25 protein-coding genes are annotated in these 23,308 nt (G+C 72.8%); 4 read left to right on the top strand and 21 right to left on the bottom strand.

Annotated elements, in window-relative coordinates; translation table 11 throughout:
- Nucleotides 1-215 precede the first annotated feature (215 nt).
- The 8 genes from IFT45_RS17015 to IFT45_RS05595 form a co-directional block, all read right to left on the bottom strand.
- Nucleotides 216-956 carry a lytic transglycosylase domain-containing protein gene (locus tag IFT45_RS17015; RefSeq protein ID WP_371810883.1) on the bottom strand — a complete coding sequence of 247 codons (741 nt, stop codon included), beginning with the start codon at nt 954-956 and terminating at the stop codon, nt 216-218.
- Nucleotides 957-1,156: 200 nt separating this feature from the next.
- Nucleotides 1,157-1,714: a DivIVA domain-containing protein gene (locus tag IFT45_RS05625; RefSeq protein ID WP_192127394.1), complete on the bottom strand. Its 558-nt coding sequence runs from the start codon at nt 1,712-1,714 to the stop codon at nt 1,157-1,159.
- A gap of 57 nt (nt 1,715-1,771) precedes the next feature.
- Nucleotides 1,772-2,770: a phosphatidate cytidylyltransferase gene (locus IFT45_RS05620; RefSeq protein ID WP_192045498.1), complete on the bottom strand. Its 999-nt coding sequence runs from the start codon at nt 2,768-2,770 to the stop codon at nt 1,772-1,774.
- The gene (gene frr, locus IFT45_RS05615; protein WP_056055773.1) at nt 2,771-3,289 is read right to left on the bottom strand and encodes a ribosome recycling factor; all 519 of its coding nucleotides are present in this window, start codon (nt 3,287-3,289) and stop codon (nt 2,771-2,773) included.
- Nucleotides 3,290-3,361: 72 nt separating this feature from the next.
- Nucleotides 3,362-4,081 (bottom strand): UMP kinase, encoded by a 720-nt coding sequence (gene pyrH, locus IFT45_RS05610; RefSeq protein ID WP_056053628.1) that lies wholly within the window; start codon nt 4,079-4,081, stop codon nt 3,362-3,364.
- Nucleotides 4,082-4,236: 155 nt separating this feature from the next.
- The gene (tsf, locus tag IFT45_RS05605) at nt 4,237-5,064 is read right to left on the bottom strand and encodes a translation elongation factor Ts (RefSeq protein WP_167258855.1); all 828 of its coding nucleotides are present in this window, start codon (nt 5,062-5,064) and stop codon (nt 4,237-4,239) included.
- Between the two features lie 38 nt (nt 5,065-5,102).
- The gene (gene rpsB / locus IFT45_RS05600; RefSeq protein ID WP_056053623.1) at nt 5,103-6,038 is read right to left on the bottom strand and encodes a 30S ribosomal protein S2; all 936 of its coding nucleotides are present in this window, start codon (nt 6,036-6,038) and stop codon (nt 5,103-5,105) included.
- A gap of 411 nt (nt 6,039-6,449) precedes the next feature.
- On the bottom strand, nt 6,450-7,916 hold the full coding sequence (locus tag IFT45_RS05595; protein ID WP_056053617.1) for a sugar porter family MFS transporter: 1,467 nt from the start codon (nt 7,914-7,916) through the stop codon (nt 6,450-6,452).
- 130 nt (nt 7,917-8,046) lie between these two features.
- Here IFT45_RS05595 and IFT45_RS05590 point away from each other — a divergent pair, with 130 nt between their 5' ends.
- Nucleotides 8,047-8,646 (top strand): M23 family metallopeptidase, encoded by a 600-nt coding sequence (locus IFT45_RS05590; RefSeq protein ID WP_192127101.1) that lies wholly within the window; start codon nt 8,047-8,049, stop codon nt 8,644-8,646.
- A 14-nt stretch (nt 8,647-8,660) separates the two neighbouring features.
- Here IFT45_RS05590 and IFT45_RS05585 read toward each other — a convergent pair whose 3' ends face one another.
- From IFT45_RS05585 to IFT45_RS05545, 9 genes are all read right to left on the bottom strand, one after another.
- Nucleotides 8,661-9,635 (bottom strand): tyrosine recombinase XerC, encoded by a 975-nt coding sequence (locus tag IFT45_RS05585; protein WP_371810882.1) that lies wholly within the window; start codon nt 9,633-9,635, stop codon nt 8,661-8,663.
- A gap of 56 nt (nt 9,636-9,691) precedes the next feature.
- On the bottom strand, nt 9,692-10,975 hold the full coding sequence (gene dprA, locus IFT45_RS05580; RefSeq protein WP_371810881.1) for a DNA-processing protein DprA: 1,284 nt from the start codon (nt 10,973-10,975) through the stop codon (nt 9,692-9,694).
- The gene (locus tag IFT45_RS05575) at nt 10,972-12,501 is read right to left on the bottom strand and encodes a YifB family Mg chelatase-like AAA ATPase (RefSeq protein ID WP_192127099.1); all 1,530 of its coding nucleotides are present in this window, start codon (nt 12,499-12,501) and stop codon (nt 10,972-10,974) included. The genes dprA and IFT45_RS05575 overlap by 4 nt, the downstream gene beginning before the upstream one ends.
- Complete coding sequence (locus IFT45_RS05570) at nt 12,498-12,860, bottom strand: YraN family protein (protein ID WP_056053606.1); 363 nt, start codon at nt 12,858-12,860, stop codon at nt 12,498-12,500. Before IFT45_RS05570 ends, IFT45_RS05575 begins: the two co-directional genes overlap by 4 nt.
- 104 nt (nt 12,861-12,964) lie before the next feature.
- Entirely contained in the window at nt 12,965-13,288 is a 324-nt protein-coding gene (locus tag IFT45_RS05565) for a DUF2469 family protein (RefSeq protein WP_185232057.1), read from the bottom strand.
- Between the two features lie 121 nt (nt 13,289-13,409).
- Entirely contained in the window at nt 13,410-14,045 is a 636-nt protein-coding gene (locus tag IFT45_RS05560) for a ribonuclease HII (RefSeq protein ID WP_056053600.1), read from the bottom strand.
- On the bottom strand, nt 14,045-14,803 hold the full coding sequence (gene lepB, locus IFT45_RS05555) for a signal peptidase I (RefSeq protein WP_185232053.1): 759 nt from the start codon (nt 14,801-14,803) through the stop codon (nt 14,045-14,047). Before lepB ends, IFT45_RS05560 begins: the two co-directional genes overlap by 1 nt.
- Before the next feature lie 65 nt (nt 14,804-14,868).
- Complete coding sequence (gene rplS / locus IFT45_RS05550) at nt 14,869-15,216, bottom strand: 50S ribosomal protein L19 (RefSeq protein ID WP_056053596.1); 348 nt, start codon at nt 15,214-15,216, stop codon at nt 14,869-14,871.
- A 168-nt stretch (nt 15,217-15,384) separates the two neighbouring features.
- Nucleotides 15,385-15,954, bottom strand: a complete 570-nt coding sequence (locus tag IFT45_RS05545) for a hypothetical protein (RefSeq protein WP_192127097.1) — start codon at nt 15,952-15,954, stop codon at nt 15,385-15,387.
- Nucleotides 15,955-15,992: 38 nt separating this feature from the next.
- Between IFT45_RS05545 and map the strand changes: the two genes are divergently transcribed.
- Nucleotides 15,993-16,763 carry a type I methionyl aminopeptidase gene (gene map, locus IFT45_RS05540; RefSeq protein ID WP_192127095.1) on the top strand — a complete coding sequence of 257 codons (771 nt, stop codon included), beginning with the start codon at nt 15,993-15,995 and terminating at the stop codon, nt 16,761-16,763.
- 30 nt (nt 16,764-16,793) lie between these two features.
- Here the strand turns inward: map and trmD are convergent, their stop codons facing one another.
- Genes trmD through rpsP form a run of 4 tightly spaced genes read right to left on the bottom strand, consistent with a single transcriptional unit; the run spans nt 16,794 to nt 18,802 of the window.
- A complete protein-coding gene (gene trmD, locus IFT45_RS05535; protein WP_167258848.1) occupies nt 16,794-17,489 on the bottom strand; it encodes a tRNA (guanosine(37)-N1)-methyltransferase TrmD in 696 nt (231 codons plus the stop codon).
- A gap of 2 nt (nt 17,490-17,491) precedes the next feature.
- On the bottom strand, nt 17,492-18,142 hold the full coding sequence (rimM, locus tag IFT45_RS05530) for a ribosome maturation factor RimM (protein ID WP_192127093.1): 651 nt from the start codon (nt 18,140-18,142) through the stop codon (nt 17,492-17,494).
- Between the two features lie 3 nt (nt 18,143-18,145).
- Nucleotides 18,146-18,382 (bottom strand): RNA-binding protein, encoded by a 237-nt coding sequence (locus tag IFT45_RS05525; RefSeq protein ID WP_056053586.1) that lies wholly within the window; start codon nt 18,380-18,382, stop codon nt 18,146-18,148.
- 3 nt (nt 18,383-18,385) lie between these two features.
- Entirely contained in the window at nt 18,386-18,802 is a 417-nt protein-coding gene (gene rpsP / locus IFT45_RS05520; RefSeq protein ID WP_056053584.1) for a 30S ribosomal protein S16, read from the bottom strand.
- A 276-nt stretch (nt 18,803-19,078) separates the two neighbouring features.
- On the opposite strand from rpsP, the gene IFT45_RS05515 reads away from it, so the two are divergent.
- Together IFT45_RS05515 and IFT45_RS05510 are read left to right on the top strand one after the other, a co-directional pair.
- The gene (locus IFT45_RS05515) at nt 19,079-20,221 is read left to right on the top strand and encodes a glutamate--cysteine ligase (protein WP_056053578.1); all 1,143 of its coding nucleotides are present in this window, start codon (nt 19,079-19,081) and stop codon (nt 20,219-20,221) included.
- A gap of 102 nt (nt 20,222-20,323) precedes the next feature.
- A complete protein-coding gene (locus tag IFT45_RS05510) occupies nt 20,324-23,257 on the top strand; it encodes a binary toxin-like calcium binding domain-containing protein (RefSeq protein WP_192127090.1) in 2,934 nt (977 codons plus the stop codon).
- The last annotated feature ends 51 nt before the right edge of the window (nt 23,258-23,308 follow it).

Here is a 23,308-nt window from a genome sequence, read left to right as displayed (position 1 = left end):
GGCAGGTGTACTCCTTGACCGCGGCGGCGGACGAGACGGCCTGCACCGTGTAGTCGCGGCCGTGCCGGGTCTCGACCCGGGGCCCGCCGAAGAGGGCGCGGCTGATGTCGTGGGAGTCGCTGTCCGTGCCCGGGGTCCGGTCGCGGGGACGGCGCGGTCGGTTGCTGCGGGGCATGTCGANCCGTCGTGGCGTCGGGCAGGTGGCGCGCCCGGGCTCAGTACCAGTTGACCGACTGCGAGTGGCCCCAGGCACCGCAGGGGTTGCTGTAGCGCCCCTGGATGTAGTTCAGGCCCCAGGTGATCTGGGTGGCGGGGTTCGTCTGCCAGTCGGCGCCGACCGAGGCCATCTTGCTGCCGGGCAGCGCCTGGGGGATGCCGTAGGCACCGCTGGAGCGGTTGGCCGCGTACACGTTCCAGCCGGACTCCTTGTTCCAGAGCGAGACGAGGCAGTCGTACTGGTCGCTGCCCCAGCCACGGGCCGCGACGAGGTCGGCGGCGATGGCCTTCGCACTGCCCGGGTCGGGCGTGCCGGCCACGGGCGCCGTGCCGGTGCTGGGCTTCTTCGCCGCGGCGGCGGCACCCGTGCCGGTCGACGCGGCCGACGCGTCGGCGGTCTCCTCGACGACGGGCTCCGGCTCGGGCGGCGGGGGCGGCGGCGGGACGGTGACCCCGTAGGAGTCGCGGTCGGCGGTCGTGACGACGCCGCTGGCCACCGTGACGGTCTGGCCGGGAGCGGTCAACGCCGCGGCGGCGGCCGGGGTCGTCGTCGCGGCCTCGGCCCCGGCGAGCGGGTTGACGAGCGACGCACCGATGAAGGCGGCCGTCGCGCAGAAGCCGATCATCGGCAGGACCACGTGGCGCCGGGGCGCCGGTCGCGCGGCCACGGACGTCGACGCCCCGGCCTGGGCCCGGGCCATCTCTGCCGGGACGACCGAGGCGGGGAGCCTGCGGTGCACCGTACGGGGTCGGGAGACCACGACCGGGTGATCTCGAGGAGTCGTGCCGGGGGTCGGAGTCGCTGAGTGCCTGCCCATGAGTTCGTCCAGGGTAACGGATCGATCACGGCACGGCTAGGGCCCCCGGCGCGTGTCGCCGTCGACGTCGGGCGGTCGGGCCGTCAGGCCGTCAGGCCGTCAGGGCACGGATGGCCAGGGCGTCAGCGGACGGCCAGCATGACGTCGACGACCGCGTCGAGCACGAGGTCGACCTGCGCCTCGCGGTAGCCGCCCCGCTGGGGCCGGAACACCGCACCGCGCACGTCGTCGATGCTCAGCGCCCGCCCGTCGCTGAAGTACCCCTGCAGTCGGCGTACGAGCCGGTCGACGTCGCCCTTGTGGTACCCCGGGGTGAAGATGCTGACCCGGTCGAATCGGTGCCCCTGCGGGCGGTCGAGGCGCGCCACGATCTCCTCCGCGGTCGACCGGGCGTCGCCGAGCCACGAGTCGTCGCCGCGCGTCGTCCTGGCGCGCTCGCGCTCCCGCGAGGCGAAGGCGTCCTCGAGCCGCTCCAGCGCGGCGTCGACGTGGGCGGTCGAGTAGCCGCCCTTGGTCATCGCGAAGGCGGTGCGGCGGATGCGCGCCGAGTCCACGTCGCCCTCCCCCGGCGCTGCGGCGTACGCGGCACGTGCCTCCGCCAGGAAGGCATCGACCTCGGACTCGTCGTAGCCCCGCTGGCCCTTGGGCGCGAGGGGGAAGGTTGTGCTCACGCGCCCCATCATGCCGCATCGCCCCCGCTCGACCCGGGTAGGCCGGGCCCGGGCGACGGCACGGCGTCAGACGAAGATCAGGTACAGCGCGTAGGCGACCACGGCCGACGGCAGCGTGCTGTCGAGCCGGTCGAGGAAGCCGCCGTGGCCCGGCAGCCAGGTCGAGATGTCCTTGATGCCGAGGTCGCGCTTGATGAGCGACTCGGAGAGGTCGCCGACCGTGGCCGTGGCGATGATGAGGCCGCCGAGCAGGAAGCCGAAGTACCAGGGCATGTCGAGCAGGAGCCACGAGGTGAGCACGGCGGCGATCAGGCTGGCCGCCACCGAGCCGGCGAAGCCCTCCCAGGTCTTCTTCGGGCTGATGCGCGGCGCCATCGGGTGCTTGCCGAAGTTGAGCCCCGTGGCGTAGGCGCCCGTGTCGACCGCGATCACGATGATCAGGGCCGAGAGGGTCCAGTTCGCCCCGTTCGGCTGGGCAGCGAGCAGGACCATGAAGCTGCCGAGGAAGGCGCAGTAGATCTGCACGAACGCCCCGGCGCCGATGTCGCGCAGGACGACGGAGGCGGGCTTGCGGTGCGAGGGACGCGCGAGCTCGACGAGCCGCCACAGCGAGATGACGGCCACGCCCGCGAGGAGCGCGAGCCACTGCCCGGACGCGCCGCCGTAGAAGGCGGCGGGGACGATGGCGAGGCCCGCCAGGACGCTCGGCAGCCGCGGGACGTCGCGCCCCGCGAACCTCAGCGCACTGGTCAGCTCGAAGCAGAGGGACGCGATGAGCGCTCCCGCCACGATCATGAAGAACGCGGGCTGGAAGATGAGGCTGACCAGGACGGCCCCGCCGAGACCGACCCCGACCCCGATCGCCGCCGGCAGGTTGCGACCCGTCTTCGCGGTCAGGACCTCGTTGCGAGCGCCCAGCTGCGCGCGTCGTGCGCGCAGCTGGTTCTCGAGGTCGTGGCGAGCGGCCTGGGCCCGGGCGTCGAAGTCGGCGCGACGGCTGCCGAGGGTGGTCTTGGGGTTCGGCGCCGACTCGTCGGGGCGGGGGCCGTCGGGAGCGTCGCTCATCTAGACCTCGAGCAGCTCGGCTTCCTTCTTCTTCAGCGCGTCGTCGATCGAGTCGATGTAGCCCTTGGTGACCGACTCGAGCTCCTTCTCGGCCCGTGCGACCTCGTCGTCGCCGACCTCGGTCTTCAATGCGTCGAGCTCCGTCTTCGAGGTGCGACGGATGTTGCGGATCTGCACCTTGGCGTCCTCGCCCTTGCCGCGGACGATCTTCACGAACTCCTTGCGGCGCTCCTGCGTCAGCTCGGGGATGGTGACGCGGACGAGGGTGCCGTCGTTGGTGGGGCTGGCGCCGAGGTTCGGGAAGGTCGCGATGGCCTTCTCGATCTCCTTCAGGGCCGACTTGTCGTAGGGCGTCACGATCATCGTGCGCGCCTCGGGCACCTGCAGCGAGGCCAGCTGGGCCAGCGGCGTCGGGGTGCCGTAGTAGTCGACGGGGATCTTCTGGAAGAGCGCCGGGTTGATGCGCCCGGTGCGGACCTGACCGAAGTCGGTCTTGGCGGACTCCAGGGCCCGCTCCATCTTCTCGCGCGTCTCGGTCAGTACGTCAGTGATCGCCACAATGCTCCCTTGGTTCGTCGTCGAGCTTAGTCGTCAGTTGCTGACGAGAGTTCCGATGCGCTCGCCCCGGATGGCGCGGGCGATGTTGCCGGCGCCCTCCATGCCGAAGACGTGCATCGGCATGCCGTTGTCCATGCAGAGGCTGAAGGCGGTCGAGTCGACCACCTTGAGGCCCTGGACGAGGGCCTCCTGGTAGGTCAGCGTCTCGAGCTTCACGGCGTCGGGGTCGGTGCGCGGGTCGGCGGAGTAGACACCGTCGACGCCGTTCTTCGCGACGAGGACCTCGTCGGCGCCGATCTCTAGGGCACGCTGGGCCGACACGGTGTCGGTGGAGAAGTAGGGCAGGCCGGCGCCGGCGCCGAAGATGACGACGCGGCCCTTCTCGAGGTGCCGCTCCGCACGGCGCGGGATGTAGGGCTCCGCGACCTGGGTCATGGCGATGGCCGACTGGACGCGCGTGGCGGCTCCGGCCTTCTCGATGAAGTCCTGCAGGGCGAGCGCGTTCATGACGGTGCCCAGCATGCCCATGTAGTCGGCACGGCCGCGGTCCATGCCCCGCTGGCTGAGCTCCGCGCCGCGGAAGAAGTTGCCGCCGCCGACCACGACGGCGATCTCGACGTCGGCCGCGGCCTCGGCGATCTCGCGCGCGATGCCGCCGACCACGTCGGGGTTCACGCCGAGCTGGCCCCCGCCGAACGCCTCGCCCGAGAGCTTGAGGAGGACGCGGCGTCGTCTGGTTGTTCCTGTCGTCATGCGAGTTCTCCCTCGTGTCGTGGCCGTAGCCAGGGTAGCGAGTCACGGCGGGCGTGCCGGACCGCGGCGGCCGGCCGCGCCTCCCTGTCGTGAGGGACCGCGGACACGGCGACGGGGCCTGAGACGCGTTCGTCTCAGGCCCCGTCAGGGTGTTGCTAGGCGCCGACCTTGACCCGGGCGAAGCCCTTGATCTCGATGCCGGCCTGCTCCACGACCTTGGCGACGGACAGCTTGTTGTCCTTCGCGTAGGCCTGGTCGAGCAGGGCGATCTCCTTGAAGAAGCCGGTGAGGCGACCCTCGATGATCTTCGGCAGGGCGGCCTCGGGCTTGCCCTCGTTCTTCGCGGTCTCCTCGACGATGGCGCGCTCCTTGGCGACCTGGTCGGCGGGGACCTCGTCGCGCGACAGGTACGTCGGCGCGGCGAAGGCGATGTGCTGGGCGACCGAGCGGGCCGTCTCGGCGTCGGAGCCCGTGTAGCCCACGACCACGCCGACCTGCGGGGGCAGGTCCTTCGAGGTCTTGTGCAGGTAGATCGCGAACTCGTCGCCCTCGATGTGCGAGACGGTGCGCAGTTCGACCTTCTCGCCCATCAGCGCGGCCTCGTCGTTGACGAAGGCCTCGACGGTCTGGCCGCCGATCGCCGCGGCGTTGCCCTCGGCGGCGTCCTTCGCGCCGGCGGCCGAGACGGCCTCGAGCACGGAGTCGGCGAGGGCGATGAACTTCTCGTTCTTCGCGACGAAGTCGGTCTCGCTGGCGAGCTCGATGATCGTGGCGTAGCCCGAGGAGGCCTTGGCGGCGACGAGCCCGGCGGTGGTCTGGCGACCCTCGCGCTTGGCGACGCCCTTGAGCCCCTTGACGCGGAGGATCTCGACGGCCTTCTCTAGGTCGCCGTCCGCCTCGACGAGGGCGTTCTTGCTGTCCATCATGCCCGCGCCCAGGCGGTCACGGAGGGTCTTGACGTCAGCTGCGGTGAAGTTGGCCATTGGCTGGCTTCCTTTCGTGGAGTCGGAAGGGGGGAGGACTACTTGGCGTCGGCGTCGGCCGGCTCGGCAGCCGTGGCCTCGGTGGCCTCGGCGACGGGCTCGACGACCGGCTCGCCCAGGGGCTTCTCGGCGACCTGCGCGTCGGCGTCGTTCTCCGCGACGGGGAGCGACTCGGCCGCGGGGGCCTCGGCGGCGGCGTCGGCGGCCTTGGCCTCGCCCTGCGCGAGCAGCTCGGCCTCCCACTCGGCGAGGGGCTCGACGGGAGCGTCGGCGTCCTCGGGCTTCTGGTGACGCTGCACCAGGCCCTCGGCGGCGGCGTCGGCGACGATGCGGGTCAGCAGGCCGACGGAGCGGATGGCGTCGTCGTTGCCGGGGATCGGGAAGTTGATCTCGTCGGGGTCGCAGTTCGTGTCGAGGATGCCGATGACCGGGATGCCCAGCTTCTTGGCCTCGTCGATCGCGAGGTGCTCCTTCTTGGTGTCGACGACCCAGAGGGCCGACGGCGTCTTCGTCAGGTTGCGGATCCCGCCGAGCGTCTTGTGCAGCTTGTCGAGCTCGCGCTTCTTGATCAGCAGTTCCTTCTTGGTGAAGCCCTGCGTGGTGTCGTCGAAGTCGATGTCCTCGAGCTCCTTCATGCGGGCGAGGCGCTTCGAGACCGTCTGGAAGTTGGTCAGGAGGCCACCGAGCCAGCGCTGGTTCACGAAGGGCTGGCCGACGCGGTTCGCCTGCTCGGCGATGGAGCCCTGAGCCTGCTTCTTCGTGCCGACGAAGAGGATGGTGCCGCCGTGGGCGACCGTCTCCTTGACGAAGTCGTACGCCTTGTCGATGTAGCCGAGCGACTGCTGGAGGTCGATGATGTGGATGCCGGAGCGCTCGGCGAGGATGAATCGCTTCACCTTCGGGTTCCAGCGGCGGGTCTGGTGTCCGAAGTGGACGCCGCTGTCGAGCAGCTGGCGGATGGTGACGACGGCCATGGTCGTTCTCCTCTTTCGTGGCACGCGCGGAGGCGTGCCGGTGTCGGTTCGTCCGGGCGACCGGTCGGTCGCCCCTGCCTGGTGCCCGGGCACGCCCCCGCCGTCGGCACCGTGGCACTGACGTGCCGGTGGTGCGTGACGGACCGAGTGGGGGTGGAGGCCGGTGTCGTCCGTGAGCGGCCGACCGTGAGGGAGGCTGCTCGGGGACGGTGCGTCATGGACGCACGGGCACGCGAAGTCAGTCTGCGAGGCAGACTGCGTGCTCATCGTAGCACCGACGGAGCACGGGCAGGGGGCGGCGACGGGCCCCCGACGGAGGCCCGGGTCGACGCCGGCCCTCCCCCGCCCCGCACGACGGAACGCCCCGTCCGACGAGCGGACGGGGCGTTCCCGACGGGGGTCGTGACGAGGTCAGCGGCGAGCGCCCGAGGCGCCCTTCGCGGTGCCGCCCTCGACGGCCGAGATGCCCATCTCCTCCAGGCTGCGGCCCTTCGTCTCGGGGATCTTCGCGAGCACGAAGAAGAACGAGATGAGGGCGAAGGCGGCGAAGATGCCGTACGACAGCGTGAGGCTGACCGCGGCGAGCGACGGGAACGAGACCGTGACGATGAAGTTCGCGATCCAGTTGGCGGCGCTGCCGACGCCCAGCGCGGTGGCGCGGATGCTGTTGGGGAACATCTCGCCGAGCAGGACCCACATGAGCGGGCCCCAGGTGGCGCCGAACGAGACCACGAAGAGGTTGGCGGCCACGAGCGCGACGGGGCCCCAGGCGCCGGGCAGCTGCGGGTCGCCGCCGTCGCCGGGCACGGACTGGCTGAAGGCGAGGGCGGTGACCGCGAGGCTGAGGAACATGCCCACGGAGCCGATGAGCAGCAGCGGTCGACGGCCGACCTTGTCGACGAGGCCGATGGCGACGAACGTGACGACCACGTTGACGATCGAGGTGATCGTCGAGATCGTGAAGGAGTCGCTCTCCTGGAAGCCGACGGCCTGCCACAGGGTGGTCGAGTAGTAGAAGATCACGTTGATGCCGACGAACTGCTGGAGCACGGCGAGGATGATGCCGACCCAGACGATGGGCTGCAGGCCGAAGCGGTCGCCGCGGATGCTCGACTTCTTCTCCAGCTCCGCCTCGGTCTTGATCGAGTCGGTGATCTCCTTGAGGCTCGTGTCGACGGTCTCCGCGGGGACGATGCCCTTCAGGACGGTCTTGGCCTCGTCCTCGCGGCCCTCACCGGCCAGGTAGCGGGGCGACTCCGGCAGGCGGAGGGCGAGCACGCCGTAGACGACCGAGGGCACGATGCCGACGAGGAACATCCAGCGCCAGGCGGCGAGGCCGAAGAGGGAGGGCTCGGAGGCGCCGCCCGCGGTGACCGCGAAGAGCTGGTCGGAGAGCAGGGCGACGAAGATGCCGAGCGTGATGGCGAGCTGCTGGAACGAGGCGAGACGACCGCGGATGGCCTTCGGCGACACCTCGGAGATGTAGGCCGGGGCGATCACGGAGGCGATGCCGATGCCGAGGCCGCCGATGACGCGCCAGAGCACGAGGTCCCAGACGGCGAACGCGAAGGCGGCGCCGAGCGAGCTGATGAGGAAGAGCGCGGCGCCGATGAGCATCACCTTGATGCGGCCCATCTTGTCGGCGAGGCGGCCGGCGACGTACGCGCCGATGGCACAGCCGATCAGCGCCGACGCGACGGCGAAGCCGGAGGCGAACTCCGTCAGGCCGAACTCGTCGGTGATGCTGGAGACCGCGCCGTTGATGACGGACGAGTCGAATCCGAAGAGGAAGCCACCCACGGCCGCGGCGATCGCGAGAGCCGTCACCCGCCTGTTCAGCTTCTTCTCTGTTGCTGACGATTGCGCCGAGTTCGACACGGTTCTCCTTAAATCCACGGAGGGCGGGCTCGTGACCACACTCCCCCGACATCGTCGTGCACCGGGTGTTCGTGCACAGGGGGACCCTACGCCTCGCTGTGAATCCCCGCACGTCGTGCACGATCTGTGCATGCAGACCCGCGCCTCCTCCCCTCGCCCCCCGTCCGTCCGACAGGTGTCGTCTGGCCGGGAGCCGGCGCGAGCCGCCCGGGGGGCCGCCCTCCCGGCCCTCCTGCTCGCGGTCCTCCTCCTCGCCGGCGGTCCCGCCCGGCCCGTCGCGGCCGAGGCGCGGCCCGGCCCGGCCGTCCCGTGGTCGTGGCCCGTGCCCGAGCCGCACCTCGTGCTCCGTCCGTTCGTCGCCCCCGAGCACCGGTGGTCGCCCGGGCACCGGGGCGTCGACCTCGCGATGACCGAGGGAGGCGCGGTGTCGGCCCCGGACGACGGGGTGGTGCACTTCGCCGGGACGGTCGTCGACCGCCCCGTGCTGTCGCTCCGGCACGCGGGCGGCGTCCTGAGCAGCATGGAGCCCGTGAGCACGGAGCTGCGGGCCGGCGACGTCGTGCAGCGGGGCCAGGCCGTCGGGGTGCTCGAGCCCGGCCACGGCTGCACCGCCTCGTGCGTCCACCTGGGGGCGCGGATCGACGGCGAGTACGTCTCACCGCTGATGATGCTGGGCCTCGGCCGGGCCAGCGTGCTGCTGCCGACCCGCCACGACGAGGTGCGGGGCTGAGGCCGCCGGGTCGGTCAGGCGCGGGGGTGGGCCGTCCGGTAGCTCTCGCGGAGTCGCTCGGTCGAGACGTGCGTGTAGATCTGCGTGGTGCCCAGGCTGGCGTGGCCGAGCATCTCCTGCACGGCACGGAGGTCGGCGCCCCCGTCGAGCAGGTGGGTCGCCGCCGTGTGCCGGAGGGCGTGAGGGCCCGACGGGCCGCTGCCCGGCAGGTCGGCCAGCAGGCCGGACACCAGGCGGTGCACCGCGCGGGTGCCGAGCCGGCCGCCGGTCGCGCCGAGGAAGAAGGCGTCGCCCGCGGGCCCGGCGCCGGCGGCTGGGTCGGCTCCGGCTCGGGCAGCGGCTCCGGCGCGGGCGGCGGCGCGGGCCGCGAGGACGGGCCGGGACCGCGTGAGGTACCGGTGCAGGGCCTCCGCGGCGGGGACGCCGAAGGGGACGACCCGCTGACGCGAGCCCTTGCCGGTCACGCGGACGGTGAGGCGGTCCAGGTCGACGTCGCCGAGGTCGGCCCCGACGAGCTCGGAGACGCGCAGCGCCGAGCCGTAGAGCAGCTCGACGACCGCGAGGTCGCGCCCCGCCACGGCGTCGTCGGCCTCGGCCCGGACGGCGAGCGACGTCAGCACGGACTCGGTCTGCGCGGTCGTCAGCACGCGGGGCAGGTGGCTGTCGGCCTTGGGGGCGCGGAGCCGGAGGCCGACGTCGACCCCGGTGCGCCCGGTCTCCTCCAGCCACCGCGTCAGGGCCCGGGCGCTGGCGGACCGGCGGGCGAGGGTGGTGCGCGCGAGGCCGGCCTCCGTGCCGCGCCAGAGCCAGTCGCGGAGCAGCTCGAGGTCGACGTCGGCGGTCTGCGGCTCCCGGCCCAGCCGCTGCCCGGCGACCGCGAGCAGGTCGGCGAGGTCGGAGAGGTACGAACGGAGGGTGTTCTCGCTCAGCCCCCGCGCGTGCCGCAGGTGCTCGACGAAGGCGTCGACGTCGACGCGCAGGGCCGTCACGGGCGCCCCGCCCCGCCGGGGCCCGCCGCGCGTCTCGTCGTCGTCACGGCGCCAGGCTACCCACGCGCGCGGCCCCTCCTCCGCCACCCCGCGGGCCCGGCGACGACCAGGCCGTCGACCTCCATCTCGGCGAGGAGCCCCCGCACCGTGTCGGCGCCGAGCCCCGAGGCCGCCGCGACCTCGTCGGTCGTGCGCTCGACGCGGGGGCTGAGGGCGTCCTGGACGCGGACGACGCGGGGGTCGACGACCTCCAGGGCCGGACCCGCGCCTCCTGCGCCGTGACCTGTCGACACGCCACGCCCGATCGGGCCCACGAGCTCGAGGACGTCGTCGACGCCCGTGACGCAGGTGGCGAGCCCCGAGCGGATCAACGCGTGGCAGCCCGCCGACGACGGCGACGACACCGGGCCGGGCACGGCGCCGACCGGGCGCCCGAGCACCTGCGCGTGGCCGGCGGTGTTCAGCGAGCCCGAGCGGCGGCCGGCCTCGACGACCACGGTCGCCGCCGTGAGGCAGGCGATGAGCCTGTTGCGCTGCAGGAACCGCCAGCGGGACGGCGTCGTGCCGCACGGCGCCTCCGCGACGAGGAGGCCCGTCCGCACGACCCGACGGAGGAGCTCGTCGTGCCCGGCGGGGTAGAAGCGGTCGGCCCCGCCGGCCATCACCGCCACCGTCGGGGCCTCGGCCGCGAGGGCCGCCCGGTGGGCCGAGCCGTCGATGCCGTACGCCCCGCCGGAGACGACGGTCAGCCCCCGGTCGGAGAGGCCGCTGCCGAGGTCGGCGGCGACCGTCTCGCCGTACGACGTCGCCGCCCGCGCCCCCACCACGGCGACTGACGCGGCCGGGGCGGGCAGCTCACCGGCGCCGCGGAGCCAGAGGACGGCGGGCGCGTGGTCGCCCAGCTCGTCGAGCTCGGCGGGCCAGCCGGGGTCGCCCGGCACGAGCAGGCGGATGTCGAGGGCCTCCGCGGCGCGCAGCGACGCCTCGGCGCGCCACCGCTGGAGACGCGGGGCCCAGCGTCGCAGGGCCGCGTCGACCGAGAACCGGCCGAGGTCGTCGCCCGCCGGGGAGTCGCGGAGCGCGGTCTCGAGACCGCGCCCGGCCCCGCCGCCGCCCCGCTCCACGACGGACTCGACGGCGAGCCGGAGGGCGACCGCCGGCCCCAGGCCCCGGCGGGCGAGGCCCGCGACGACGTCGCCCGGCTCCGCGATGCCCGACCAGGCGGCTCGGGCGAAGACGTCGAGGCCCGACTCGTCGGAGTCGCCCCCTGGCACCCAGGCCCGAGCGGGCCGGACGAGCCGCGCGAGGTCGTCGCCGGTGGCGTCGAGCAGCGCCCTCACAGCGACCTCCGCAGCCCGAGGGCCCGGGCGACCTGGCCCCGGCCGGGCCGGCCGACCCCGTCGAGGTCGGCGAGGGTCCAGGCCAGGCGGAGCACGCGGTCGTAGCCCCGCATGGTGAGGGCCCCCGTCTCGAGCGCCCGGTCGATCGGCGCCGAGTCGGCGACGGCCAGCCGACGGCCGGCGCCCCGGAGCCAGGCGCCCGGCACCTCCGAGCTCAGGCGCCACGGCGTGCCGGCCAGCCGGTGCCGGGCCCTCGCCCGCGCCTCCTCGACCACCTCCCTCGCCTGGGCGGTGGTGAGCACGTCCGTGGTCTCGGCGAGCCGGAACTGCGCCGAGCTGATCCGTGCCACGCGCAGCTGCACGTCGATGCGGTCGACCAGCGGGCCGGAGAGCTTCGCGAGGTAGCGCCGGCGCTGGTGGGGCGAGCAGGTGCACTCCCCCTCCCGCGAGCCCCACTGGCCGCACGGGCAGGGGTTCGCGGCGGCCACGAGCTGGAACCGGGCCGGGAAGCGCGCGACCGCCCGTGACCGGTGCACCACGGTCTCGCCCGACTCCAGCGGCTGGCGGAGGCAGTCGAGCACGGTCTGCGCGAACTCGGGCGCCTCGTCGAGGAAGAGCACGCCCCGGCTCGCCCGCGACGCCGCCCCCGGGCGCAGCACCCCGCTGCCGCCGCCGACGAGCGCGGCCGCGCTGCAGGTGTGGTGCGGGCTCTCGAACGGCGGTCGTCGCTCGAGCTCGCTGCCCACCGGCAGCCCCGAGAGCGACCGGATCGAGCTGACCTCGAGGGCGGATTCGAGGTCGAGGTCAGGCAGCAGGCCGGGCAGACGCGCGGCGAGCATGCTCTTGCCGGCCCCGGGCGGCCCGACCATCAGCAGGTGGTGCCCGCCGGCGGCCGCCGTGACGAGAGCCTGCACGGCGTCGGAGTTGCCGATGACGTCGGCGAGCTCGGGGACGGCCCCCGCGGGGGCGGCCACCGTCGACCGGCGGAGCGGCTCGGCCGGCTCGGGAGCGAGGTCGGCGCCGTGCCAGATCGCCGCGTCGCGGAGCCCAACCACGGCGATGACGCGGACATCGGGCACGAGCGACGCCTCGTCGGCGTTGTCGGCCGGCACCATGACGATCTCGGCGCCCGCCCGGCGTGCCGCGACGACGGCCGGCAGGACCCCGTCGACGGGCCGCAGCCTGCCGTCGAGCCCGAGCTCGCCGACGTGCACGACCCGGGCGACGGACTCGGCCTCGACGAGGTCGGCCGCCGCGAGGGCCGCCACCGCGATCGCCAGGTCGAACGACGACCCGTGCTTCGGCAGCGAGGCCGGCGACAGGTTGACCGTCAGCTTGCGGGAGGGCAGCGGGCACCCGGCGTTCGAGGCCGCCGCCCGCACGCGGTCGCGGGCCTCCCCCAGCGACGCGTCGGGGAGCCCGATGATCATGAAGGCCGGCAGCCCCTGGCCGAGGTCGGCCTCGACCTCGACGACGGCACCGTCGAGCCCGAGGAGCGAGACCGCGCGCGTGCGACCCATGCTCACGAGCCGGCCCCGCGCACGTGCTCGATGCGCTCGTGCCCGCGGCACCGCTCGACCGTGATGCCGACGACGTCGATGCGGACGCCGTGGCCCACCCCCGGGTGCTCCTGGCACCACGCCCCCGCCAGCCGCCGCAGCCGGGCGAGCTTCTGCGGCGTCACCGCCTCCAGGGCCGTGCCCCAGCCCGTGCCCGACCGGGTCTTGACCTCCACGACGACCACCTCGTCGCCGTCGAGCGCCACCAGGTCGATCTCGCCCTCGCGGCACCGCCAGTTGCGGTCGACCACCCGCAGCCCCTGTGCCTCGCACCACTCGGCGGCCACGTCTTCGCCGCGCCGCCCCAGTTCGTCCTTCTCCGCCATGTCGACCTCCTGCGAGGAGACTGGCGGAGGCGCGGGTCGAGCCCACGGGGCCCGGTCACGTCGTGGGGACGACGCGCCCCCGGCCCGGCCTGGGGAGGGACGCCCTACTCGTCGAGCGCGAGTTCCTTCGGCAGCTCGAGGTCGCGGGCGGTGAGCTCCTCGACGTTGACGTCCTTGAAGGTGAGCACGCGCACGGACTTCACGAAGCGGTCGGAGCGGTAGACGTCCCAGACCCAGACGTCGCTCATCGTCAGCTCGAAGTAGAAGTCGTGCTCGGTGTCGCGGCGCACGAGCTCCACCTCGTTCGCGAGGTAGAAGCGCCGCTCGGTCTCGACCACGTAGCGGAACTGCGACACCACGTCGCGGTACTCGCGGTACAACGCGAGCTCGACCTCTCGGTCGTAGTCTTCGAACTCGTCCTCGTCCATCGAGGGACCATCCTACGCGGCCGCGCCCGCGCCTCCCGCACGCCCTGGACGGCACGAGCAGCGGCGCCGAGGGGGCCGTCGCCGTGGATGCGGCCCCGCGCGGGCACGGCGACCCGACGGCTCAGTGCAGCCAGGTCAGGCGGTGCAGCGGCGACGGGCCGAGCTCGGTCAGCGCCGCGTAGTGCGCGGTCGACCCGTAGCCCTTGTTGCCCGCCCAGCCGTAGCCGGGGTGCTCATCGTCGGCCGCGATCATCATCCGGTCGCGGTGCACCTTGGCGATCACGGAGGCCGCGGCGACGGAGGCGCAGTCGCGGTCGGCCTTGACCCGCGTGGTGATGCGCGGCGGCGTGGAGAGCGCCGGCGTCAGGTAGTCGTGGTTGCCGTCGAGCACCACGACGGAGCTCATGATGCCGACACCGGCCTCGTGCAGCGCCGTGAGCGCCCGCCGGCCGGCGAGGCCGAGGGCCGCGACGATGCCGATCTCGTCGACCTCGCGGGCGTCGGCCAGGCCGACGGCGTGCGCCTGGACCCAGGACGTCGCCGTCGGGTACAGCGCCTCGCGACGCTTCTCGCTCAGCAGCTTCGAGTCACGGAGCCCCACGGGCATCTCGCCGCACTCGAGGTGCACCGCGCCGAGGCCGACGGCGACGGGCCCGGCGATGGCGCCACGGCCGACCTCGTCGCAGCCGATCACCCAGGTGGCGCCGGCCGCGTGCAGCTCGCGCTCGAGGTCGAGCGTGGGGTCGACGACCGCCATCACTCGCCCTCGCGCTCCGTGCCGCGGAAGACGGCCGGGTAGTCGTCGAGCCACGTCCAGCGGGCGGCGGGCCAGCTGATGACGAAGGCGCGGCCCACGACGTCGCTCATCGGCACGAATCCCTGGCTCGGGGTGTCGCCGTTGTAGCGGCTGTCCTTCGAGTTGTAGCGGTTGTCGCCCATCACCCAGAGCGAGTCGGCGGGCACCGTGACCGAGAAGTCGTCGCCGGAGACGCGGTCGACGCCCGGGGGCAGGGTGACGTAGGGCTCGTCGAGCGGGACGCCGTTGACCGACATCTGGCCGAAGTCGTTGCAGCACGACACCGTGTCGCCGGGCAGCCCGATGACGCGCTTGATGAGGTGGTCGTTGCTGTCCTGCGTGCCGAGCCCGACCAGCGTGAGGAACCACGAGACGCCGTCGCCGAGGGGGTTGCCGGAGGCGGTGGTGACGGGGGCCGTGCCCTCCAGCCACCCGCCGGGGTCGGTGAAGACCACGACGTCGCCGCGCTTGACGTCGACGACGTCGGGCACGAGCTCGTTGACGATGATGCGGTCGTTGATCTGCAGCGTGTTCTCCATCGACCCCGAGGGGATGTAGAACGAGCGGATCAGGAACGTCTTGATCAAGAAGGAGATCAGCAGCGCCGCCAGGAAGATGACCAGGACGTCACGGAGGAACGTCAGGGTGCCGCGCTTCTTCTGGTCGCCACCGCGACCGGGGCGGCGCAGGAGGCGCCGCGAGGATGTGTCGTCTGTCATTTAACCGCCTGAGCTCCCCGCCATCGTATAGGGCGGGGAGCTCAGGGAAGGACGTGCGGACCGGGTCAGTGGTCGCGCTTCTCCTTGATCTTGGCCTTCTTGCCGCGCAGCTCGCGCAGGTAGTAGAGCTTCGCGCGACGCACGGCGCCGCGGCTGACGACCTCGATGTGGTCGATGACGGGCGAGTGCACGGGGAACGTGCGCTCGACGCCGACCTGGAAGCTGACCTTGCGGACGGTGAACGTCTCGCGGACGCCCTCGTTCTGCTTGCCGATGACGACACCCTGGAAGACCTGGACGCGCGAGCGCGTGCCTTCGATGATGTTCACGTGCACCTTGACGGTGTCGCCGGCGCGGAAGTCGGGGATGTCGGTGCGCAGCGTGGCTGCGTCGACGGCGTCGAGGATGTGCATGGTGGTTCGCTCTCTGCAACCGCCACAGGTCGACTGCTGCTCGTGGGTGCGGGCACCCGAGGTGATGAAAGAGGTCGTGCGCTGACGAGAGCAGACTCCCCTGTGGCAGAGTCGTGCGCAGGCACAAGCGTCAAGTGTGCCACAGGTCGACTCCGGGCCGCCACCGCGTCAGGAGCGCGGCGTGATGGTGATCACCGGGGCGTCGTCGGAGGCCGGGCCCCCACGAGGAGGCGTCGGCCCCGCGGCGCCGGACGCGAGGCGGTCGAGGTCGGCCAGCGACGCGGCCACCCGGCCCCGCGCCTCCTGCACGAACTGCCGGACCGCGGCGACCGCCAGGCCCAGGCCGCCCAGGATCGTCAGGACGGCGGAGACGGCGAACAGCGCCGTCGACAGGTCGACCCGGCCGTCGCCGGCGAGCTGCGTGAACGCCGAGGCCGGCCGCGACCCGGCCAGGGAGTCGACGAGGAAGAAGCCGAGGGCCAGCTGGGCCAGCCAGGTCAGGAGCAGGAGGCCGGCGTCGAGCCACGAGACCGCGCGCGCCCGGCGCACGCTCCGTCGCGCCACCACGACGCCGACGGCGGCCGCCTGCGCGACGAACAGGAGGGGCACGAGGACGATCTGGCCGAGCACCTGCGCCCCGAGGGGCACCCCGAAGGCCGCACGGCCGAGCAGGACCCACAGGGGCAGCACCACGACGGCGGGCCAGAGGAGGCGGTAGAGGACTCGACGCAGCACCATGCGGTCGAGGCTAGGGAACGACGGTGGAGAATGGCTGCATGATCGAGCTGCGCACCCCCGACGAGATCGACCGCATGCGACCGGCGGGGGCGTTCGTCGCCTCCGTCCTCGAGGCGACGCGGGCGGCCGCGGCGCCGGGCGTCGACCTGCTCGACCTCGACGCCCTCGCCCACGACATGATCCGCGAGCGCGGGGCCGAGAGCAGCTACCACGACTACCACCCGTCGTTCGGGGCCAGCCCGTTCGGGAAGGTGATCTGCACCTCCGTCAACGACGCGGCGCTGCACGGTCTGCCGCACCGGTACCGCCTGCGGAAGGGCGACCTGCTCAGCCTCGACTTCGCCTGCGCCGTCGACGGCTGGGTCGCCGACTCCGCGGTCTCGTTCGTCGTCGGCGCCGAGCCGACGCCGGACGACCGCCGACTCATCGAGACCTGCGAGCGGGCGCTCGAGGCCGGGATCGCGGCCGCGCAGCCGGGCGGCAAGCTCGGCGACGTCTCGGCCGCGATCGGCGACGTGGCTCGAGGAGCGGGGTTCTCCGTCAATCTCCAGTTCGGCGGCCACGGCGTCGGCACGACCATGCACGGCGACCCGCACGTGCCGAACGACGGCCGCGCCGGCCGGGGCTGGCCCCTCCGGCCGGGCCTCGTGATCGCGATCGAGCCGTGGCTGATGCTCGGCACGGACGAGATCGTCACGGACGCCGACGGCTGGACCCTGCGCAGCGCCGACGGCTCGCGGGCCGCGCACGCGGAGCACACGGTCGCCGTGACGGCCGACGGTCCGCTCGTCCTGACCGCCCGCGGCTGAGCAGGCTGCTCCGGGGCGCGGCGGGAGGCGCTACTCGCCGAGCAGGTCGGGGCGGACGCGCCGGGTGCGGGCGACCTGCTGCTCGTGGCGCCAGGTCGCGATGGCGCCGTGGTTGCCGCTGAGGAGCACCGGGGGCACGTCGTGGCCCCGCCAGCTCGCGGGCTTCGTGTAGCTGGGGTACTCGAGGAGGCCACCCTCGTGGCTCTCCTCCGTCAGGCTCTCGGGGTTGCCCACGACACCCGGCACGAGGCGACCGATCGCCTCGACCATCGCCGTCACGGCGACCTCGCCGCCGTTCAGCACGTAGTCGCCGAGGCTGATCTCGCGGACGGTCACGCGCTCGGCGGCGTGCTCGACCACGCGCTGGTCGATGCCCTCGTAGCGCCCGCAGGCGAACACGAGGTGCGGGGCGACGGCCAGCTCGCGGGCGAGGGCCTGCGTGAAGGGCGTGCCCGCCGGCGAGGGCACGATCAGCGTGGTGGTCTCGGGGCTCGCCTCGTCGCCCAGCACGTGGTCGAGGGCCTCGCCCCAGGGCTCGGGCCGCATCACCATGCCGGCACCGCCGCCGTACGGGGTGTCGTCGACGGTGCGGTGCCGGTCGTGGGTGAAGTCGCGCAGGTCGTGCACGGCGACGTCGAGCAGGCCCTGCTGACGGGCCTTGCCGAGCAGGGAGATGTCGAGCACCCCGAAGAACTCCGGGAAGATCGACACGATGTCGATGCGCATCGTCAGCTGCCGTCGTCGGCGCGGTCGGCCTCGGGGGCCTCGCCCACGGCGTCGTCAGGGCTCTCACCCTCGACGTCGCCGGTGTCGACGGACTCGTCGTCGGAGCTGTCGTCGACGAGCTCCTCGAAGAGACCCGCCGGCGGGGTGACGGTGATGACGCCCGCCTCGATGTCGACGCTCGGCACGATCGCCGTCACGAACGGCACCAGCACCTCGCCCGCGGGCGTCGCCACGGCGAGCAAGTCCTGGGCGGGGAGGTGGTCGACGCGCGAGACGGTCCCGACCTCGACGCCGTCACGCTCGACCCGGAGGCCGACGAGCTGGTGGTGGTACCAGGCGTCGTCCTCGTCGGGGAGCTCGTCCAGGTCTTGGTCGACCCAGAGGATCGCCTTGACCAGGGACTCGGCGGCGGTGCGGTCGTCGACGCCCTCGAAGAAGCCGACGGGGTGGCCGTTGTACCAGCGGAGCTCGGTGAGCGTGATGCTCCGGCCGTGCCACTCACTGGTCTCGGGCACCTGCAGGGTGAAGGAGGAGCCGGGGGTGAAGCGCTGCTCGGGAGTGTCGGTGAAGAGCTCGAGCTTGAGCGCGCCCTTCAGGCCGTGCGCCTTGGTCAGGCGCCCGACCCGGAGCTGGGTCTTGTCGTTCGTGCTCACGGCCTAGAGGTCGCCGTCGACGACGTCGACCCGCACGCGCTTGCCGTCGGCCAGGGCCGTGACCAGGGTGCGGAGTGCCTTCGCCGTCCGACCGGCGCGACCGATGACGCGGCCCAGGTCGTCAGCGTGGACGTGCACCTCGAGGACGTCGCCCCGAGGAGAGGTCTTCTCCACGACCTGCACCTCGTCCGGGTGATCGACGATCCCCCGGACGAGGTGCTCGAGTGCAGGTGCGAGCACTGACTACGCCTCGGTGGTCTCGGCGTCGTCGGCGGCGGGGGCCTCGGCGGGCTCGGCCTTGGCGGGCTTCTCCGACTTGGGGACGAGGACCGGCTTCTTCTTCTCGTCGGCGACGAAGGCCTCCTTGGGGGCCTTGGTCTTGACGGTGCTGACGGCGTCGGCGTCGCCCTTGAACTTGCCCCAGTCGCCCGTGAGCTTCAGCAGCGCGGCGACCTGCTCGGTCGGCTGCGCGCCGACGCTCAGCCAGTACTGCGCACGCTCCGACTCGACCTCGATGAACGAGGGCTCCTCGGTGGGGTGGTACTTGCCGATCTCCTCGATGACACGACCGTCGCGCTTGGTGCGCGCGTCGGCGACGACGATGCGGTAGTACGGTGCACGGATCTTGCCCATGCGCTTGAGACGGATCTTGACAGCCACAATTCTCCTGTTGATGTGATGTGGGCGAGTTGCTAGCCGTGAGCGTGGGGGCACACTCGGCTCGGAAGCTCTATGAGGTCTCGGCGGCCACCTGATTAGAGGGTCGGGCGACCGGAGACTCGACCCACCATTGTTGCAGACGAACGACCGGTTCCACCAATCTCTCGCGAACCCGCCGCCGTGTCGTCGGGCGGGGGCCGCGACACGGACGGTCACGCGACTCCCCCGGCTGTCAGGATGGGTCGGCGCGCACGCGCCGAGCGGGAGGCAGCACCCATGCAGATCGACTTCACCAGCTCAGAGCGGTCGACCCTCGGCGTCGAGTGGGAGCTGGCCCTCGTCGACCACGAGAGCGGCGAACTGGCCCCTCGCGCTCCGCAGATCCTCGCCGACCTGGCCCACCTCAACGAGGACGGCGACCGTCTGACGAACGAGCTCCTGACCAACACCGTCGAGGTCGTCACCGGGGTGCACCACCGGGTCGCCGGGGCCGTCGACGACCTCCGGGCCACCATCGACCAGGTCCGTGGCCCGGCGGCCGCGCTCGGCGCCGACCTCATCTGCGCCGGCACGCACCCGTACAGCCGGTACGTCGACCAGGAGGTCACCCCCGACAAGGAGCGGTACGCCACGCTGATCGACCGCACCCGCTGGTGGGGCCGCCAGATGATGATCTGGGGCGTCCACGTCCACGTCGGGATCGACTCGCGCGACAAGGTGCTCCCGATCATGAACGGCATGCTCACCTACCTGCCGCACTTCCAGGCCCTGACCGCCTCCAGCCCGTTCTGGGTGGGCGAGGAGACGGGCTACGCCTCGAACCGCGCCCTGATGTTCCAGCAGCTGCCCACGGCCGGCCTGCCGCCCCAGTTCGAGACCTGGTCGGAGTACGAGGCCATGGTCGCGGACCTGACCCTCACGGGCGTGATCGACGACCACAGCGAACTGCGTTGGGACCTGCGCCCCTCGCCGAGGTGGGGGACGCTCGAGAGCCGGGTCTTCGACGGCATCGCGACCACCGACGAGGTCGCCGCCGTGACCGCCCTCGTCCAGTGCCTGGTGGACGACATGTCCGACCGCCTGGACCGCGGCGAGACGCTGCCCTCGATGCAGCCCTGGTTCGTCCGCGAGAACAAGTGGCGCGCGGCCCGCTACGGCATGGACGCGATCGTCATCCAGAACGCCGCGGGCGACGAGCGCCTCGTGACCGACGACCTGCGAGACCTGGTGACGACCCTCGAGCCCGCCGCCGATCGCCTGGGCTGCCTCGACGAGCTGCACTCGCTCGCGTCGATCACCGACCGGGGCGCCAGCTACCAGCGCCAACTGGCCGTGGCCGCGGCCCACGGCGGCGATCTCCGTCCGGTCGTCGCGTCGCTGGTCCGCGAGTTCGACGAGGGGCTCTCCGCGGACCTGTGACGCCGTGCCGCGGGCACGAGAACGGCACGGACGGGCAGGAGGCTCGACGTAACACGGCGTAACAGTCGGGCACGGCCCGCCCGGCTGCCATTCGATGCACCGATGAGACATCCGATATTCCTCACGTCCATCCCACCGCTCGTGGCGGCGGTCCTGGGCGTCGCGCTCGTCGCCGACGCCCTGACCCCGCCCCCGCAGGCCGCGTCGGCCTCGACGCTCGACGGTCCGCCGCCGCCGGCCGGTGACAGCGGCGTCCCCGCCGACGAGCCGTTCGCAGGGACGGCGCCGCTCGTCACGGCGCTCGGGGGCGGCGACTCCGCCGAGACGGTCTCCGTCTCATGGCGGTCGCCGGCCCGCGTCCCCGCCGGCGCCACGACGATCACCCTCGACGCGGCGGTCACGACCGAGCTGGCCGGCCCCCGCTCGTTCGCGGTCCTCCGCGACGGCGTGGGCCCCGACGTCGCCTCCCCCGACCGGACCGCCGACGAGATCGTGACCGTCGAGACGACCCCGGACCGTCCGACGACCGTGCGCCTCTCGGTCGAGGCTCCTCCCGAGGGGACCGCGATCACGCTGGGCTGGTCGAGCGACGCCGGATCGCCGTGGCAGCCCGTCGCCGAGGCCGACCTCTCGACCCCGGTCGTCTCGAGCCCCGGTGCCCGTGCCGGTCTGGCGTGCGGCGCCGCGCTGCCCGGCGACCGTGACCACGACCTCGTCCCCGACGACCTCGAGCGCGGCGGCTACGCCCTCGTCGACTCCTCGCTCGTCCCCTGGCGGGACGACCTCGCCGCTCGCGGCCACACGAAGTACCTCTCGGACCCGAACCACTGCCGCTCGGCCCGCGACCCCTACACCGATCTCGAGAAGGTGTCGGCCATGATGCCGGGCGGCACCCGCACCGAGGCCCGCGACCCGCTCGTCGCCGCCGCGCCCGCCGTCGGCGTCGATCTCGAGAAGCTCGTCGTGACCCTGAACGACACGACCAGCGAGTCGACGACCCGGACGCGCAGCCTCTCGACGACGAACTCGTGGAGCAGGACCCTCGGCGGCAAGGTCGGCGTCGAGAGCGGAGCCTCGGCCGGGCCGGAGGGCCTGAGCGGCGAGACGAAGGTGTCACAGGAGTTCAACTTCTCGTGGACCCGGTCACACAGCGTGACGGAGGGCACCTCGACGTCGTGGCAGGAGCTCGTCACCCGGAGCGCGTCGAAGGCCGCTTCGCTGAACGGCAACGTCCGTTACCACAACGCCGGCAGCGCACCCGTCTTCGATGCGCACCCGACGACCAGCTGGGTGCTGGAGGGGCAGCAGACCATGGCCAGCTTCCGAGCCGGCCCGAACTTCCGGGCGGACGCCCTGGGCGCCGGAGAGAGCTACCCGGCACGGGGCTCGGCGGCGCTCTCGGTCGAGACCATCAACGACGCCGGCACCGTCGACCTCACCGCGACCGCGGACGAGCTGGAGCAGCTGGGTCGGAGCGGCGAGGTGTCGCTCGACACGCCCCAGACGTCCGGCACCTTCGGCCGCGTGGTCTCGGGGCGCCTCGATCCGGCGGCCGGCCAGTGGGGCCCCGTGCTCACCGGCATCCGCGAGTCCACGGCGACCCTGGTGCTGGACGCCGGGATCGACACGGCCCAGCGCCACGTCGTGGCACCGGACCTCCGCGACCCGGACGACTCGACCCCGCGGCTGACGATCGGGGAGGCCATCGACCGGGCCTTCGCCGTCGAGCGGATCGACGGGCATCGCTGGTACCGCAGCCCCGACCTCGCCTCCCCGACGAACCGGGCTCCGCTCCTGCTCGACGAGCGGGCGGTCCTCCTCACCATGGACGAGGCCACGGGCGCGGCCGTCCGCGACCAGCAGCGCGACGGGAGGTCGGTCTACGACGTCGAGCTGCGCCGCGGCATGCAGATCGGCATCAAGTCGGCGGATCAGCACTCCGACTTCGACGACGGCGACTTCTCGGGGTGGACGGGCCACGCGTCGACGCCGGGGACGGTGCGCCCGGCCGGCGCCGGCGAGATCTCGTGGACGAAGGAGGGCCTCACCCCGGGCCACCGCTACCGTGTCTCGTTCCGCTCGAAGAACGCGCCCTCGGGCTCGAGCTCGACCATGTGGCTCGACGACCCCACGCACCAGGTGCCCCTGGACCGAGCCCCGACTCCCCCGGGCTGGACGAGCCGGCCGACGTTCGTGGAGTTCACGGCAGCCACGACGACGGTGAGGCTGCACGGACGCGCCGAGATCGACGACCTGTCCTTCTTCAGCCTCGGCGCGAGCCGTCGAGCGGACATCAGCTGGGTGAGCCGGATGGGGGACGACCTGGCGATCCCGGACACGACGACGCCGCTCACGACGCAGGTCGACGTCCTCAGCCGAGGCGGCGCCCAGGCGCTGGACCTGCTCGTCGGGCGCTCCGGGCGTGCGATCGACCTGTCGACCTCCGTCGTGGAGGTCACGGGACCCGCTCTGGGCGCCTGGAGCACGGGCCCGACGCACAAGGCACGGGGGCACGTCAACCTCCCGGTCGTGGCGCAGGGCACCTCGACCGTCACGGTGTACTCCCCCCGGCAGGGCTCGACGGCCGCGTGCGACTACTGCCTCGAGCCGATCGCGTCCCTCACCGTCGACGTCGGCGCCTCGAAGCCCGCGACGGTGGCCTTCCACTACCGGGAGGGCGCCTCGAAGCACATGTGCACCGTCCGGTTCCGCGCTCTCGAGACGCCCGGGTTCCGGGGAGAGGTGGCCGAGTCCGTCGACTTCAGGTCGAACAGCCACTCGTGCAGGAACGACGACGCCTACTACGTGTCGTTCACGAACATGCCGATCGGGACGGAGCTCAGCGTCTTCGACTCACCGGACGGTTCTCGCAACGACGACTTCTTCATCTGGGAGACGACCGTGCCGACGTCCGGCCTGCTCTGGACGGACGCCCGGGAGCGCCCCGCCGGCGTCACGGTGCAGGAACAGAGCTACCGCAACGGCCTCGTGGGCAAGGTGTCACGCTTCGAGCTGCACTACCCGGGCACCTGGTGAACGCCCGGTGACGCCGCGGGCCCGCGGCGGGACCGCGGGCCCGAGGCGTCA

It is taken from the genome of Frigoribacterium sp. CFBP 13707 (assembly GCF_014842245.1).
In the GTDB taxonomy this organism is placed as follows: domain Bacteria; phylum Actinomycetota; class Actinomycetes; order Actinomycetales; family Microbacteriaceae; genus Frigoribacterium; species Frigoribacterium endophyticum.
Note: the sequence above shows the minus strand (reverse complement) of the source record. Positions and strands in the feature narration are given on the sequence as shown.